Consider the following 15,108-nt stretch of genomic DNA (forward strand, 5'->3'; position numbering starts at 1 on the left):
GCCGATCGATCGGTCGGGAGGAAAACAGGCAGTTTTACGGCTTTTTCAACCACATGTGCCGGCATGCGGTCTGTTCCTCCATATCAATCTTTTCTCTAGCATTCGATTGGGTCGAGGTGAAGATCATGAGTTTCAAAATCGCTATCATCGGTGCGGGCAGCGTCGGTTTCACCAAGAAGCTGTTCACCGACATATTGTGCGTTCCTGAGTTTCGCGACATCGAATTCGCGCTCACCGATATCAGCGAACATAACCTCGAGATGATCAAGGCGATCCTCGACCGGGTCGTCGAGGCGAACAAGCTGCCGACCAAGGTGACGGCGACGACCGACCGCCGCAAGGCGCTGGAAGGCGCGCGTTACATCATCAGCTGCGTGCGGGTCGGCGGTCTCGAAGCCTATGCCGACGATATCAGGATCCCGCTGAAATACGGCATCGACCAGTGCGTCGGCGATACGATCTGCGCCGGCGGCATCCTTTATGGCCAGCGCAACATTCCCGTCATCCTCGACTTCTGCAAGGATATAAGAGAAGTCGCCGAGCCGGGCGCCAAGTTCCTCAACTACGCCAATCCGATGGCGATGAACACCTGGGCGGCGATCGAATATGGCAAGGTCGACACTGTCGGCCTCTGCCACGGCGTGCAGCACGGCGCCGAACAGATCGCCGAGGTGCTCGGCGCCACGTCGGTGCGCGAGCTCGATTACATCTGCTCCGGCATCAACCATCAGACCTGGTTCATCGACCTGCGCCTCAACGGCCGCAGGATCGGCAAGGACGAGCTGGTCGCCGCCTTCGAGGCGCATCCCGTCTATTCGCAGCAGGAGAAATTGCGCATCGACGTGCTGAAGCGGTTCGGCGTTTATTCCACCGAAAGCAACGGCCACCTGTCGGAATATCTGCCCTGGTACCGCAAGCGGCCGGAGGAAATCACCCGCTGGATCGACATGTCCGACTGGATCCATGGCGAGACCGGCGGCTACCTCCGGCACTCGACGGAAACCCGCAACTGGTTCGAGACGGAATTCCCGCAGTTCCTCGAATCCGCCTCCAGGCCGATCGATCCGGCCAGGCGCTCGAACGAACATGCCAGCCACATCCTGGAGGGACTGGAAACGAACCGGGTCTATCGCGGCCATTTCAACGTCAAGAACAATGGCGTCATCACCAACCTGCCATCCGATGCGATCATCGAATCGCCCGGCTTCGTCGATCGCTTCGGCATCAACATGGTCTCCGGCGTCACCTTGCCGGAAGCCTGTGCTGCCACCTGCATCGCCTCGATCAACGTCCAGCGCATGTCGGTGCACGCGGCCATCTCCGGCGATATCGACCTCCTGAAGCTTGCCGTGCTGCACGATCCGCTGGTTGGCGCCGTCTCGACGCCGGAGGAAGTCTGGCAGATGGTCGACGAGATGGTCGTTGCCCAGGCGCGCTGGCTGCCGCAATATGCCGATGCCGTGCCGACCGCCAAGGAGCGGCTGTCGAAATCCAAGGTGCAGACCCGTGACTGGGCGGGGGCTGCGCGCCGCAACGTCCGCTCGATCGAGGAACTGCGTGCGGAAAAGGCGGCGCTGAAACAGGCCGTCTGACTTTTTCGTGGAAGATGGGTCGTCATGGGTTTCCGGGAGGGAAATCCATGACATCAAACCCGCTTTCACATCGTGCGAGGAAAAGGAGCCCGCGTGACCGCGCTCCGAAACAGAGGGAGAAACGATGATGAATTTCCGCAAAACAAGCATTCTGGCCGGACTGGCGCTCGGCGTCTCAGTCATGGCGCTGAATGCCTATGCCTCCGAGGCGACCGTCCCGCCGGTGCCGCCGGAGTTCCCGGCCGAAGGCAAGATCAACTATGTCGCGCGCGACTCCATCCTGGAGTTCAAGGCGTTGCCCGAATATCACGAGCCCGACTGGGTCACCAAGAATTTCGTCTCCAGCGGCAAGCTGCCGGCGGTCAAGGACCGGCTGCCGAAGGAGCCGCTGGTCTTCAAGACGGGCAATATGCCCGACGGCATCGGCGTCTACGGCGATACGATGCGCCATGTCATCGGTGGCCGGCCGGAAGGCTGGAATTACGGCGCCGGCCAGACGCAGGGCTGGGGCGGCATCGATATCGGCCTGTCCGAATGCCTGACGCGCACCGCGCCGCTCTTCCAGGTGAAGGCCCAGGATACCGAGCCGCTGCCGAACCTTGCCAAGAGCTGGGACTGGTCGGAGGACGGCCATAAGCTGACCATGCACCTGATCGAAGGCGCGAAGTGGTCCGACGGCGCGCCGTTCAATGCCGACGACATCATGTTCTACTGGGAAGACGAGGTCATCGACCCGAACGTCTCGCCGCTCGGCGGCGGCGCTTCGCCTGAGGCCTTCGGTGTCGGCACGACGCTGAAGAAGATCGACGATTACACGGTCGAATGGACCTTCAAGGAAGCCTTCCCGAAGCAGTACCTCTACACGATGGCTTACCCGAACTTCTGCCCGGGTCCGTCGCACATCCTCAAACCGCAGCATCCGAAATATTCGAAGAACACCTACGACCAGTTCAAGAACGCCTTTCCGCCGGAGTTCATGAACATGCCTGTGATGGGCGCCTGGGTGCCGGTGGAATATCGCCCTGACGATATCATCGTCCTGCGCCGCAATCCCTATTACTGGAAGGTCGACGAAAAGGGCAACCAGCTGCCCTATCTCAATGAGCTGCACTACAAGCTCTCGACATGGGCCGACCGTGACGTTCAGGCGGTGGCCGGATCCGCGGATTTCTCCAACCTCGAGCAGCCGGAAAACTTCGTCGCCTCGCTGAAGCGCGCTGCGGAAAAGACCGCGCCCGCCCGCCTTGCCTTTGGCCCGCGCCTGATCGGCTATAACCTGCGGATGAACTTCTCCGCCAATGGCTGGGGCAACCCGGACGAGCGCGGCCAGGCGATCCGCGAGCTCAACCGCAACGAGGACTTCCGCAAGGCCGTTACCATGGCGCTGGATCGCAAGGCGATCGGTGACTCGCTGGTCAAGGGGCCGTTCACGGCGATCTATCCGGGCGGACTTTCCTCCGGCACCAGCTTCTACGATCGCAACTCCACCGTCTATTATCCCTTCGATCTCAAGGGCGCCAAGGCGGAACTCGCCAAAGCCGGCCTCAAGGACACTGACGGCAACGGCATCGTGAACTTCCCGGCCGGCACGGCGGGCGGCAAGGATGTCGAGATCGTCATGCTGATCAACAATCAGTACACGACCGACAAGAGTCTTGCCGAAGGTGTCGTCGGCCAGATGGAGAAGCTCGGCCTGAAGATCGTCATCAATGCGCTCGACGGCGCCAAGCGTGACGATGCCCATTATGCCGGCCGCTTCGACTGGCTGATCCAGCGCAACACGACGGAGCTGTCGTCGGTGGTGCAGAATACCGAGCAGCTTGCTCCTGTCGGTCCGCGCACCAGCTGGCATCACCGCGCCGGCAAGGATGACCAGCTCGATCTGATGCCGTTCGAAACGCAGCTTGTCGACGTCGTCAACAAGTTCAGGACGAGCCAGGACAATGACGAGCGCGTCGATCTGATGAAGCAGTATCAGAAGATCTCGACGGAGCACGTCAATACGGTCGGCCTGACGGAATATCCGGGCGCGCTGATCGTCAACAAGCGCTTCTCCAACGTGCCCCAGGGAACGCCGATTATGATGTTCAACTGGGCCGAAGATTCGGTGATCCGCGAACGCCTGTGGGTGGCTGCCGACAAGCAGGGCAAATATGAGCTGTTCCCCGAGCAGCTGCCCGGCAAGCCCGGCGACAAGGGCCCGATCAACTGAGGCCCATGGCCCGGAGATGAAGAGCTGAAGCGCGTCGCACCTGACGCGATGCGCTAGAGGGTTCCCTCCCAGCTGAAGTGAGTTCCGGGCCGCGCGTGCCGCGCGCGGCCTGATATGACCAACGAGCCGGCCGCGCTGACAAGGAGCGACTGGCGGCAGAGAGAAGCGAACCGTTAGATGTTACGATTCCTGCTCGTGCGCATAGCCTCCGCGATCCCCGTTCTCTTGATCCTGAGCGTGGTGACTTTCGCGATCATCCAGGCACCGCCCGGCGATTACGCCGATTATATAAGATCCCAGCTGATCAACCAGGGCGGCGCATCCTATGCCCAGGCCGAAGCGCAGGCGCAGGCCTACCGCATCGAGCACGGCCTCGACAAGCCGATGGTCGTCCAATACGTCAACTGGATCGGCGGCATCGTAACGCGCGGCGATTTCGGCTACAGCATGTTCTACAACAAGCCGGTTGCCGACGTCGTCGGCGAGCGCCTGCCGCGGACCTTGCTGTTGGCGCTCGTCTGCCACATCTTCGCTTCGGTGCTCGGCATCGGCTTCGGCATCTGGGCGGCAACGCGGCAATATAGCTGGATCGACAGCACGCTTTCGGCAGTCTCCTTCCTCGGTATGACGGTGCCGCGCTTCCTGATGGCGCTGATCATCGTCTATCTCCTGGTCTTCCAGTTCAACGTAACGGAGATCGGCAGCTTCTTCTCGCCGCAATATGGCGGAGCGCCCTGGTCCTGGGCGAAATTCGTCGACCTCGTCAGCCATGTCTGGCCTGTCGTGGCGATCGCCACCTTCGGCGGGCTCGCCTATAACATGCGCGTCATGCGCGGTAATCTGCTCGATACGCTGAATGCGCAGTATGTCGAGACGGCAAAGGCGAAGGGCCTGTCCGGTGGCGCGGTGGTGATGCGCCATGCGGTGCCGAACGCGCTGCATCCGCTGGTGATGTATCAGGGTGTCGTGCTGCCCTACATGCTGACCGGCGAGATCGAAACCGCGATCATCTTCGCGCTGCCGACCGTCGGCCCGGCGATCGTCGGCTCGATGGCGATCGGCGACGTCTATGTCACCGCCACCTTCATGATGGTGCTGTCGGCGACGCTGATCGTCGGCAATATCATCGCCGACATGCTGCTCGCCTTGCTCGATCCGCGCGTACGCCAGTTCGGAGGAGCCTGAAATGCTTGCTTTCGATTCGTCCGACACGCCTCCGACAACCGAACCAGCAGTCAAAAAGCCTTCGCATGGCAGTGAAAGCTATCTGGCACTCGTCTGGCGCCGGTTGCGGCGCTCCTGGACCGGCGTTGCCGGGCTGGTGCTCGTCGGGCTCTTGATTCTGATGGCGGTCTTTGCCGATTTCTTCGCACCGATGGACCCGAAGGCGACCGACGTCGGCTTCGCGCCGCCGCAGGTGATGAGCTTCCATTCCAAGGACGGAAATTTTGTCTTCCAGCCGCGTGTCTATGCGCTGTCGGATTCCGAGGAACTCGATCCCGTTACCTTTCAGCCGATCGTCGGTATGGACTACGACAATCCGCGGCTGCTCGGCTTCTTCGTTAAGGGTGCGGAATATAAGTTGCTCGGCCTGATCCCGGCCGACCGGCACTTCTTCGGCTCGGTTGACGGCCAGCCGGTTCATTTCCTCGGCACCGACAAGTTTGGCCGCGACGTGCTGTCGCGCGCCATCATCGGCTCGCGCATCTCGCTGATGATCGCGCTGACAGTGGTCTTCATCGTCACGCTGATCGGCACGACGGTCGGCATGGTTTCCGGCTATTTCGGCGGCACCTTCGATGTCTGGCTGCAGCGCTTCGTCGAACTGGTGCTCGCCTTCCCGCAGCTGCCGCTCTATCTCGCATTGACCTCGCTGATCCCGGTGACGGCGCCGACCAATGTCTTCCTCGCCTTCGTCATCGTCGTGATGTCGGCGCTCGGCTGGGCGCAGATGTCGCGCGAGGTGCGCGGCAAGACCCTGGCACTTGCCCGCATCGATTATGTCCGGGCGGCGATGGCGGTCGGCGCCACCGATCGGCGCATCATCATCCAGCATATCCTGCCGAACGTGCTGAGCCACGTCATCGTCGCGGTGACGCTGCACATACCGAGTGTCGTGCTCTTGGAATCCTTCCTCGGTTTCCTCGGCTTTGCCGTCAAGCCGCCGCTGATTTCCTGGGGGCTGATGCTGCAGGATACGGCGACCTATTCGGTAATCGGCTCCTATCCCTGGATTCTTTCTCCCGTCGGCTTCGTGCTCGTCACCGTCTTCGCCTTCAATGCGCTCGGCGACGGACTGCGCGACGCGGTCGATCCATATTGAGGTGATTGATATGGCTCTTGCACTGGTCAATTCCTTCGCCCCGCCCGTCCGCCACGATCATGACGGCCGCTCGGAAACCCCGATCATCGACGCCCGCAACGTGGCGGTGAATTTCAAGGTCGAGGACGGCATGGTCGAGGCTGTCAAGGACGTCTCCTTCCAGCTCTATCGCGGCGAGACCATCGCGATCGTCGGCGAATCCGGCTCCGGCAAGTCGGTGACGGCGCGCACGGTGATGGGGCTCCTGTCGAAGCGCGCCGTCGTCTCCGCCAAATCGACGGTGTCCTATGACGGCAGTAACATCCTGAAATTCTCCGAGCGGGCGCGCCGCAAGCTGCGCGGCGACCGCATCTCGATGATCTTCCAGGAGCCGATGAGTTCGCTGAACCCGATCTATACGATCGGCAGCCAGATCGTCGAGGCGATCCGCGTCCATCGCCGGATCAGCAAGCGGGATGCGGAAAAGCGCGCCCTCGAGCTGCTCGAACATGTGCAGATCCCCGACCCGGCTGCCAGGCTCCGGCAATATCCGCATCAGCTTTCCGGCGGCCAGCGCCAGCGCGTGATGATCGCCATGGCGCTCGCCAACGATCCCGACGTGTTGATCGCCGACGAGCCGACGACGGCGCTCGACGTCACCGTCCAGGCGCAGATCCTCAATCTGATCCGCAACCTGCAGAAAGAGCTGGGAATGGCGGTCATCCTCATCACCCATGATCTGACGGTGGTGCGGCAGTTCTCCGATTACGTCTATGTGATGCAGCATGGCGAGGTCCGCGAACACAACGTCACCGAGGCGCTCTTTGCCAATCCGCAGCACCCTTACACCCGACATCTGCTCGCCTCCGAGCCGCGCGGGCAAGCCAATCCGCTGCCGGAGGGCTCCGAGATCATCCTCGACGCCAAGGGCGTGCGTGTCGGCTTCATGCTGCGCCACGGCACCTTCCTGAAACCCGAGATGCGTGAGCTCGTCGCCGTCGATAGCCTCAGCCTGACGCTCCGTCGTCACGAGACGCTCGGCCTCGTCGGCGAATCAGGCTCCGGCAAGACCACCTTCGGCCAGGCGATCCTGCGGCTGAACACGCCGCAGGCCGGCGAGATCCATTTCGACCGTCAGCCGATCCACGGCCTTTCCAGGGCCGAGATGCGGCCGCTGCGGGCCCGCATGCAGGTGGTGTTCCAGGACCCGTTCTCCTCGCTCAATCCGCGCATGACGATTGGCCAGATCATCGAGGAAGGGCTCGTCGTCAACCGGCTGGGCGCTACGAGGGCCGAACGGCAGGACCGGGTGCGCGAGGCGCTTGTTGCCGCCGGCATGCCCGGCAATATCCTGTCGCGTTTCCCGCATGAATTTTCCGGCGGCCAGCGCCAGCGCATCGCCATCGCACGCGCCATCGCGCTGGAGCCGGAATTCATCCTGCTCGACGAGCCGACATCCGCACTCGACCTGTCCGTCCAGGCGCAGATCATCGAACTGCTGCGCAAGCTGCAGGACGAGCGCGGCTTGAGTTACCTCTTCATCTCCCACGATCTCAAGGTCGTCCGGGCGCTCTGCCATCGCGTCATCGTCATGCAGCATGGCAAGATCATGGAAGAGGGGCCCGTCGACGAAGTGCTCACCAATCCCAAGACCGCCTACACCGAACGGCTCGTCAAGGCCGCTTTCGAGGTAGCATGATTATCGAATGCCGGAGGCTATAATGGCAGGAAATCCCAAAATCACTTTCATCGGAGCAGGCTCCACCGTCTTCATGAAGAACATCATCGGCGACGTTTTGCAGCGTCCCGCACTCTCGGGTGCGACGATCGCGCTGATGGATCTCAACCCGCAGCGGCTTGAGGAAAGCGCCATCGTCGTCAACAAGCTGATCTCGACGCTCGGCGTCAAGGCCAAGGCCGAGACCTACTCCGACCAGCGCAAGGCGCTTTCAGGCGCCGATTTCGTCGTCGTCGCCTTCCAGATCGGCGGCTATGAGCCCTGCACCGTCACCGATTTCGAGGTGCCGAAGAAATACGGGCTGCGCCAGACGATCGCCGACACGCTCGGCGTCGGCGGCATCATGCGGGGCTTGCGCACCGTGCCGCATCTCTGGAAGGTCTGCGAGGACATGCTCGCCGTCTGCCCCGAGGCGATCATGCTGCAATATGTCAACCCGATGGCGATCAACACCTGGGCGATCTCGGAGAAATATCCGACCATCCGCCAGGTCGGCCTCTGCCATTCGGTGCAGGGCACGGCGATGGAGCTGGCGCACGATCTCGACATTCCCTACGAGGAAATCCGCTACCGCGCCGCCGGCATCAACCACATGGCCTTCTATCTCAAATTCGAGCATCGCCAGCCCGACGGCTCCTACCGCAACCTCTATCCCGATCTCTTGCGCGGCTACCGCGAGGGCAGGGCGCCGAAGCCCGGCTGGAATCCGCGCTGCCCCAACAAGGTGCGCTACGAGATGCTGACCAGGCTCGGCTATTTCGTCACCGAAAGCTCGGAGCATTTCGCCGAATACACGCCCTATTTCATCAAGGAAGGCCGTGAGGACCTGATCGAGAAATTCGGCATTCCGCTCGATGAATATCCGAAGCGCTGCATCGAGCAGATCGAGCGCTGGAAGGGCCAGGCCGAGGCCTATCGCTCGGCCGACAAGATCGACGTCAAGCCGTCGAAGGAATATGCCTCCTCGATCATCAACTCGGTCTGGACCGGCGAACCCTCGGTCATTTACGGCAATCTGCGCAACAATGGCTGCATCACCTCGCTGCCGGAAAATTGCGCCGCCGAAGTGCCCTGCCTCGTCGACGCCTCCGGCATCCAGCCGACCTTCATCGGCGAGCTGCCGCCACAACTGACGGCGCTGATGCGCACCAATATCAACGTGCAGGAACTGACGGTGCAGGCGCTGATGACCGAAAATCGCGAGCACATCTACCACGCCGCGATGATGGACCCGCATACGGCGGCCGAACTCGACCTCGACCAGATCTGGTCGCTGGTCGACGACCTGCTCGCCGCCCACGGCGACTGGCTGCCCGAATGGGCCCGCACATCGGGTAAAGTCAAGGCTGCCTGACCTCCTCTCCCTGGTCAGGCGTCAAAGAGCCCCGCGGTAGTGCAACAACCGCGGGGTTTTTGCGTTAGATGAGGCTTTGCGATCAGGGGGAACTCGAACTCTTTGCATCCCACGGACCGGCGCAGTGTGACGAATTTGGCTGCGGGCATGCGTGGGAGGAGAGGTATGAGGCTACTGTGAAAGTCGCACCACGTTTATGAACCTGAAGATCGGTATTTGTCTGTGGCCATAACCTGAAGGCCGCAGGTTCAAATCCTGCCCCGCAACCAACTTCCCTAATCTTACCCAGACCAGTTATCGCTGGCGGAGAAGCTCCGCTTTCCCTGGCAATGGTAACTCGTCGTTCGCAAAGCTCACCATAACCTGAAGGGTGAGCAACGCGAACGGTTCAAATCATCAGCCGCGTCGCTGCGACCTGCGGGCACCGCTCGTGAAGGGTAAAGCTCCAGGGGCGAGGCGCCTGCCCCGCCAATCCCGATTTTAGACTAGTATGCGTCTGCCCGTCCACTAAATTGGCGACGGCTATGAAGAGAGAGAGAGACCTGAAGAGCAGATCCTTCTCAAGTGCCTACATCGGAACCCGCCGAACATCGTGTTTCACTTCGTCGCCTCCCTGCCGATAATGTCGATTTCATCCTGAGCGAGGAGTAAAGCTCGTACTCTCGGGCATGACGCCACCAGATCACACAACACGACATATTCATTCGCGTCGAAGGGGGCAGACGAAAGCCCAAACCAGTTTGGATCAACCCTGCGTGGTGACCATACGAGCCGTTCCTCCAGAAGGTAGACGCCATATACGACGTCTACCGTCTCGTTGCCAGTTAGCCCGAGGTTCGTCCGAATACTGTAGGCCGTCAGAGCGGCGTTCAAAACGATCGCAACTTCGATCAGCGCGCTTCGATAACCCGGTTGGCGTATAACCTCAATTCCGTGCACCCGCTCAAGCCACGTCGCTGCAAGCTGGACGGTGACCAGTGTGCGGTCCACGATGCACCGCAAGTCCTTCATTGGCACTATGTTCATGTATTTCGCCGGCTGCAGATAGACATCGACTGCGGTAGAAACGGCGCCGCACCGGCTGTGGCCGAGAACCACGATAGTCCTTAGACTCTCTCCGAGATGACTGGTCGCATAGCTCAGGCTTCCCATTACGTCGTCGCCGATGCCGTTGCCGGCGGTCCTGACGACGAACAAATCGTTCGGTCCCTCGGAAAAGATCAACTCGACCGGAACACGCGCGTCGGCGCAACCAACAATAGCCGCGAACGGCTGCTGAACTGGTGCGGCGCTACGCCCCGGAAAGAGGCCGACATCATGTGGGTCGATATCGATACTCAACGTTGTGCCATTGGATGAGCCGAACTGGGCGAGGAGTTCGGCAAAAGCCCGATTTCCAGCCTCCAGCCGCAGACGGGCAGCCTCTGAATCCGGCGGCAGGGGCCGGTGTGCCGCATCAAACGCGAACCGATAGATCACTTCTGCCAGCAATTCAGAGTTTTCACGCGAATGGTCTTCGGTGGAGTCCATTGCCATGTCGACAATTCTCCTGCGCAGGGATCCGGCCACTTGGGGACCCAGGAGTGGATCGATACTGTTACTGCCTGAATGTCGAAACGGCTGTCGTCGTCGGCGAGACCAAACAGGCGGCTGCCGCCCGTCGCTGGCTAACAGTTGTAGACACCGGCTGCGCATCGCCGTGCGCTCCTGCGAGCAACGCCGGCGACGCTGACTGGTGTCAGCGGTCTCCCGACTCTAGCCTCTGCGCTAGGCACCAGGCTAAATCCGATTACGGGACCATCGCGAAATTCGATGCTTGACGCGCCAGCAACGACTGCCAGCAATGTGATAGCGATCCATCTGAGCATGCCCAATCCCCTTTTCCTTCCGCTCATTTCATGGAGAATATTTCCGGCAGTTCGTCAGCGTCCGGAAGGTCTTTCAAGTCCCGCTTTTTGGCGCCATCGGGCGCCTTGAAGTTGAAGTCGCCGGCCGCCGCGTCTGCTCCAGCCTTCCATGACCTGACGTCAATCGTATATTGCGGGAAGCCTTTTACCTTGGTGCTGGTAACAACATAGCGACAGGGGTAGGGGTTTTGGCCTTGGGCGATCCAGATCTGCCAATCAACCCCCTCCTTGGTGCGAAACGCCAGATGGTCGCATTCCTCCCCTCGTATTACGCCACTGCCGAGATCCTTCACGTCAACCACCTCGGACATGAGTGCGTCGTACGGGTGTGATATCAGCATGTCTCCGGCCGGCAGTGGTCGATTGAATTTGTCCCGCAAGGTGTCGATGAGGTTGTCAGTCGTTCCAGGCACTTCGGCCTGTGCGTAAAGGTTGGCGTCTTTCCCGAGGAACGACAATGTCTTCCCATCAAAAACGATCTCGACGTTGGCAAAGCCGCCTTGGCGTGTGACGTGCAACTTGTCGGGCCGATTGATCTTTACCGCTCCGGAGCTTGCTAGTGCGAGCTTCTGTTGCTGCTTGGTAACGACCTCCAGATTCGTGTCGTACTCAAATGATATCGTTTCTTGCGCAGCCATGTAGTCCGACATCGCCTTTAAGAGGCTCTTCGCCTCCTTCTCGTCCGCATGGACGGAAGTCGCGCACGTCACCGTCGCCATAACCACTACGGCGGCAAGCCGTCCGGCATTCTGGAAGAGGCTATCCGATTGAGATCGCATGGGTGATTCCTCCATTACCCTTGTAAGAAACCGCGCGCGGCTCAAGCAAACGCGCGGGAATTGATTGTCCTATAGTGCGCGCGGTAGGCCTTCCTTGGAGGGCCACACGCGGCTCACGCGTGAAAACCTGCACCTTGCAGAGATTTGGACTTCTCAAGCACAGCGGTCATGGGGCAGCTCTGCAGACGCGCGGCTGACTCCGGTTCTAGGTGCTACCAGGACGTTCCAAATAGCGTTGCAGAGCGGCATGCATGCTAAAAAAGAGGCGTTCGCGGCCGAGTTCGTCGGCGAAACCGGAGGCTCGAAGATAATCAAGCACATCCGGATTCAATCCTGCCAGCCAAACCGTTATCCCTTGGTCGGAAACGCGGCGTTCGCTCTCGATCATTGTCTGCAGCGCGGAATACTCGATGTCAAAGACCCCGCTCATATCGAGTGCGAGTACTTTCGGTTTATACTCTGCGACGAACGCCTGAATTTGATCCGCAACCTGTTGAACGTTTGCGAAAAAGAGCCGGCCCTCCGGGCGAAGTATCAATAGGCCGTTAAAAGTTTCGTCGTCGGGATGCTCCGAAGACAGCGGCCGGAGCACGTCGGTGTCGCGCTTGCGACCAAGGACGTAAACTTTCGGTTTTGCCGATTGGCTGGCCAGACCGATCAGCGAGAGGACGATGGCAACGACGATACCCTGGAGGGTGCCGAAAACCAGAACGCCGAGAAAGGCCGCCAGCGCCCAGCGAAACTCCATCCGGCGGACCTTGCGGATGGATGCAAACTCTGCCGGGGAAATGAGTCCGACCGAATAGATGATCACAATCGCGGCGAGGACGCCCTGCGGCAGCAAACCAAGCAGGGGAGCAAGGAACAGCATGGTGGCCGCCGAAGTCGCAGCGGTGACCAGGGAGGCTGTCTGGGATTGCCCGCCCACGGCGCGAACCACGGCCGTCTGCGAAGTGCCACCGCCTGCGGGCATTGAGCCGAAGAACGCGCCAGCCAGGTTCGCGGCGCCGGTCGCGACAAGCTCGCGATTGGGCTTGATCGGCGGCTCGGCCGGCTTGGCGAAGGCCCGACCCGCGGCAATCGTTTCGGTAAAGCTCATGAGAGCGATGCCGAGTGCTCCGGGCAGGAGTTGCTCGACCAGACCGGCACTGGGAGGCGTGAGTGACGGCAGTGATCGCGGGATGAAACCGACTGTCGCTATGCCCAATGCATTCAGGCCGACGACCCAGGAAATCAAGATGCCCGCACCGACAATCACGAGGGGGGCGGGAGAATGAGGCCAACGCCGTTCCATCAGTCCCAAGGCGATGAGCGCCGCGCCTGCGATCGTCAGCGTTAGCAGCGACGTTTCCGGCACATAGCGCACCAAGCTTACGACGTCGCGGAAAAAGCCGGCCTTTTCAATGTGTATCTCGAGCAGTTTCGGGATTTGATCGACCACGATCACGAGCCCGATGCCCGCCTTGAAACCGGTTAGCACGGGAGATGATATGAAATTCGCGACGAATCCGAGGCGAAGTACGGAGGCTGCAATGAGGAGGGCGCCGGTCAGTGCCGTGAGGGTTGCGAGGGCAGTGATCAGCTTAGCGGGATCGCCATCCGGAACGGCGATGCCAAGCTCGGTCCCCGCCAAGATGGCAAGAGTCGTCGTTGAACTGACACTCAACACGCGTGACGTGCCGAGTAATGCGTAGACAATCATTGGCACGAATGCCGTATAGAGGCCGACGCTTACTGGCACGCCGGCAACCGTGGCATAAGCCATCGCTTTGGGCAGAACAATTGCAGCGGCCGTCAGGCCAGCCACGATGTCGAGTCGAAGGAACGCTACGGGCGAGGCATCGCCTTTGTCTCCGCCGATTGTCATGTTCGTTTCGGGGGTCACGACTGCTGCTCCATTCGACAATTTGTCTCTCGCCTTGCATTTTGACAACTGTCGCCGCTTCGTCCCAGCGAAGACCTGAGGCAACGCTTCAGCAAAGGCGGTCCCAGCCATCTTCGATCCACTCAATACAACCGAATAAACGATCCTCCGCACCGTGCCCGAGAGGGGGTCGTCGGCCGTAGCACCAAGCCGAGGTTCTCCGACCGACATGTCACTGTCCACTCTAAGTCGCGGCTCAATATTTTATGTCCCTCGCGTCCTGTCGACCGGTTTGCTTGGTCTGGCGCTTGTCTTGTCGGCAGGCGGCGTTGCTCTTCTCGTCGGCGGCGCGACATGCTTGTTTTGTACTGCGCGCGCCCTGCCGCGTCTCTTGCTTGACGTCTCGTCCGGCGCGCCGCTGTTGTGCCTGCTCTGTGGACCACGATAGATCCGGCAGCGTTGCGAGGAACATTGAGGCTAGCAAAGTGACAAACAGAGGCCTTGATCCGACCACTGCCTTACCTCCCTCGAATGTCGATCAACCGATGGAGATCGAACCAGACTATTATGCATCAACCAGCGGCGTGGAGGGCGTATATTACGGTATCGAACACCAGACGAGTCGGAATAGCTCGTCAGATGTGGACCGGCGGCGGGCTGACCGTGCCGAGCATATAAGGGTGAGTTGCCCTCGAAATCGGAAAGCAACTCAAATTAGCAGCGACGCTTTGGCTGCGACGGGGTCGCGACAACAAGGTTTCGGCCTGGCGGCAAGGTAAGGTCGATACTTTTTGCGGCGGAGGCGGGCTAGTTGGAACCATCGACGACTATTGGCGGTTCGCCGAAATGCTACGTGCTGGAGGTGAGCTCGACGGCGAACGCATCCTTAGTCCCCGCACTTTGAAATTCGGGCGTTGCTTGATGTCAAAAAAGCGCTCCGTCCTGACCGCCCCACTACAAAGCGGGTTGTTCAGATCCCCTGAGATGCTCGCGAGATTTGGGTCGGAAGCGATGGAGATTTCTATCTGGGCGCCGTTTCGCGATGCCACCTGTGTGGTGTGAACGCCGCCCCCGGGAAAAGGACCGTCTTTGGCAAAACGCCGCCCGTGGTTACGCTAGTGGGTCGTTGCTGCTAACTTCCAAGAATTCCCAGAAGGACAAACGACGCCATCGAAGCGCGCAGTACCCTCTAGGGACTGGCGACTTGTTACGAAACCACGGCATCCATCAACCCTGTCGTGGGTGTCGATCTGTTCGATAACTCCGGCGCTCCCGGTCGACGGATTTGCCCACGCGAGAGCTTTCGTTCCGACAGTTCCGCGGCCGACCACCTCTGCAATTACAGCTTAATCGCTGACTG

General features: G+C 60.5%; 11 protein-coding genes and 1 pseudogene. 7 read left to right on the forward strand and 5 right to left on the reverse strand.

From position 1 onward, the window contains the following. Positions 1-125: 125 nt before the first annotated feature. The 6 genes from HJC00_RS04460 (at position 126) to HJC00_RS04485 (ending at position 9,198) form a co-directional block, all read left to right on the forward strand. The gene (locus HJC00_RS04460) at positions 126-1,592 is read left to right on the forward strand and encodes an alpha-glucosidase/alpha-galactosidase (RefSeq protein ID WP_210632565.1); all 1,467 of its coding nucleotides are present in this window, start codon (positions 126-128) and stop codon (positions 1,590-1,592) included. 124 nt (positions 1,593-1,716) lie between these two features. Beyond that, on the forward strand, positions 1,717-3,804 hold the full coding sequence (locus tag HJC00_RS04465) for an ABC transporter substrate-binding protein (protein WP_210632566.1): 2,088 nt from the start codon (positions 1,717-1,719) through the stop codon (positions 3,802-3,804). Between the two features lie 177 nt (positions 3,805-3,981). Next, positions 3,982-4,989 carry an ABC transporter permease gene (locus HJC00_RS04470; RefSeq protein ID WP_168296502.1) on the forward strand — a complete coding sequence of 336 codons (1,008 nt, stop codon included), beginning with the start codon at positions 3,982-3,984 and terminating at the stop codon, positions 4,987-4,989. Between the two features lies 1 nt (position 4,990). Next, positions 4,991-6,127 carry an ABC transporter permease gene (locus HJC00_RS04475; protein ID WP_221163676.1) on the forward strand — a complete coding sequence of 379 codons (1,137 nt, stop codon included), beginning with the start codon at positions 4,991-4,993 and terminating at the stop codon, positions 6,125-6,127. A 10-nt stretch (positions 6,128-6,137) separates the two neighbouring features. After that, positions 6,138-7,805 (forward strand): ABC transporter ATP-binding protein, encoded by a 1,668-nt coding sequence (locus HJC00_RS04480; RefSeq protein ID WP_221163677.1) that lies wholly within the window; start codon positions 6,138-6,140, stop codon positions 7,803-7,805. A 22-nt stretch (positions 7,806-7,827) separates the two neighbouring features. Further along, positions 7,828-9,198, forward strand: a complete 1,371-nt coding sequence (locus HJC00_RS04485) for an alpha-glucosidase/alpha-galactosidase (RefSeq protein WP_221163678.1) — start codon at positions 7,828-7,830, stop codon at positions 9,196-9,198. A 597-nt stretch (positions 9,199-9,795) separates the two neighbouring features. Here HJC00_RS04485 and HJC00_RS04490 read toward each other — a convergent pair. The 4 genes from HJC00_RS04490 to HJC00_RS04500 all read right to left on the reverse strand — a co-directional run bounded on the left by HJC00_RS04490 (position 9,796) and on the right by HJC00_RS04500 (position 13,751). Then, a complete protein-coding gene (locus HJC00_RS04490; RefSeq protein ID WP_259672190.1) occupies positions 9,796-10,734 on the reverse strand; it encodes a carbonic anhydrase in 939 nt (312 codons plus the stop codon). 131 nt (positions 10,735-10,865) lie between these two features. After that, complete coding sequence (locus tag HJC00_RS32315) at positions 10,866-11,066, reverse strand: hypothetical protein (protein WP_405047654.1); 201 nt, start codon at positions 11,064-11,066, stop codon at positions 10,866-10,868. Between the two features lie 23 nt (positions 11,067-11,089). Beyond that, positions 11,090-11,884: a DUF2092 domain-containing protein gene (locus HJC00_RS04495; protein WP_221163679.1), complete on the reverse strand. Its 795-nt coding sequence runs from the start codon at positions 11,882-11,884 to the stop codon at positions 11,090-11,092. Positions 11,885-12,089: 205 nt separating this feature from the next. Then, on the reverse strand, positions 12,090-13,751 hold the full coding sequence (locus HJC00_RS04500) for a SulP family inorganic anion transporter (RefSeq protein WP_221163766.1): 1,662 nt from the start codon (positions 13,749-13,751) through the stop codon (positions 12,090-12,092). A 750-nt stretch (positions 13,752-14,501) separates the two neighbouring features. Here HJC00_RS04500 and HJC00_RS33115 point away from each other — a divergent pair. After that, positions 14,502-14,666, forward strand: a pseudogene (locus tag HJC00_RS33115) (serine hydrolase); the annotation flags it as partial. Between the two features lie 197 nt (positions 14,667-14,863). On the opposite strand, the gene HJC00_RS32320 reads toward HJC00_RS33115, so the two are convergent. Then, positions 14,864-15,079, reverse strand: a complete 216-nt coding sequence (locus HJC00_RS32320; RefSeq protein WP_311044161.1) for an RT0821/Lpp0805 family surface protein — start codon at positions 15,077-15,079, stop codon at positions 14,864-14,866. Positions 15,080-15,108: the final 29 nt, after the last annotated feature.

Origin of the sequence: Rhizobium sp. NLR22b, assembly GCF_019685295.1 — a bacterium.
Taxonomy (GTDB): Bacteria; Pseudomonadota; Alphaproteobacteria; order Rhizobiales; family Rhizobiaceae; genus Rhizobium.

What these genes read in the sequence shown, in the direction of transcription:
- HJC00_RS04495 (WP_221163679.1), bottom strand. Translation starts at nt 11,884, where the DNA reads ATGCGATCTCAATCGGATAGCCTCTTCCAGAATGCCGGACGGCTTGCC.
- HJC00_RS04475 (WP_221163676.1), top strand. Translation starts at nt 4,991, where the DNA reads ATGCTTGCTTTCGATTCGTCCGACACGCCTCCGACAACCGAACCAGCA.
- HJC00_RS04460 (WP_210632565.1), top strand. Translation starts at nt 126, where the DNA reads ATGAGTTTCAAAATCGCTATCATCGGTGCGGGCAGCGTCGGTTTCACC.
- HJC00_RS04480 (WP_221163677.1), top strand. Translation starts at nt 6,138, where the DNA reads ATGGCTCTTGCACTGGTCAATTCCTTCGCCCCGCCCGTCCGCCACGAT.
- HJC00_RS04490 (WP_259672190.1), bottom strand. Translation starts at nt 10,734, where the DNA reads ATGGCAATGGACTCCACCGAAGACCATTCGCGTGAAAACTCTGAATTG.
- HJC00_RS04485 (WP_221163678.1), top strand. Translation starts at nt 7,828, where the DNA reads ATGGCAGGAAATCCCAAAATCACTTTCATCGGAGCAGGCTCCACCGTC.
- HJC00_RS04500 (WP_221163766.1), bottom strand. Translation starts at nt 13,751, where the DNA reads ATGACAATCGGCGGAGACAAAGGCGATGCCTCGCCCGTAGCGTTCCTT.
- HJC00_RS32315 (WP_405047654.1), bottom strand. Translation starts at nt 11,066, where the DNA reads ATGCTCAGATGGATCGCTATCACATTGCTGGCAGTCGTTGCTGGCGCG.
- HJC00_RS04470 (WP_168296502.1), top strand. Translation starts at nt 3,982, where the DNA reads ATGTTACGATTCCTGCTCGTGCGCATAGCCTCCGCGATCCCCGTTCTC.
- HJC00_RS04465 (WP_210632566.1), top strand. Translation starts at nt 1,717, where the DNA reads ATGATGAATTTCCGCAAAACAAGCATTCTGGCCGGACTGGCGCTCGGC.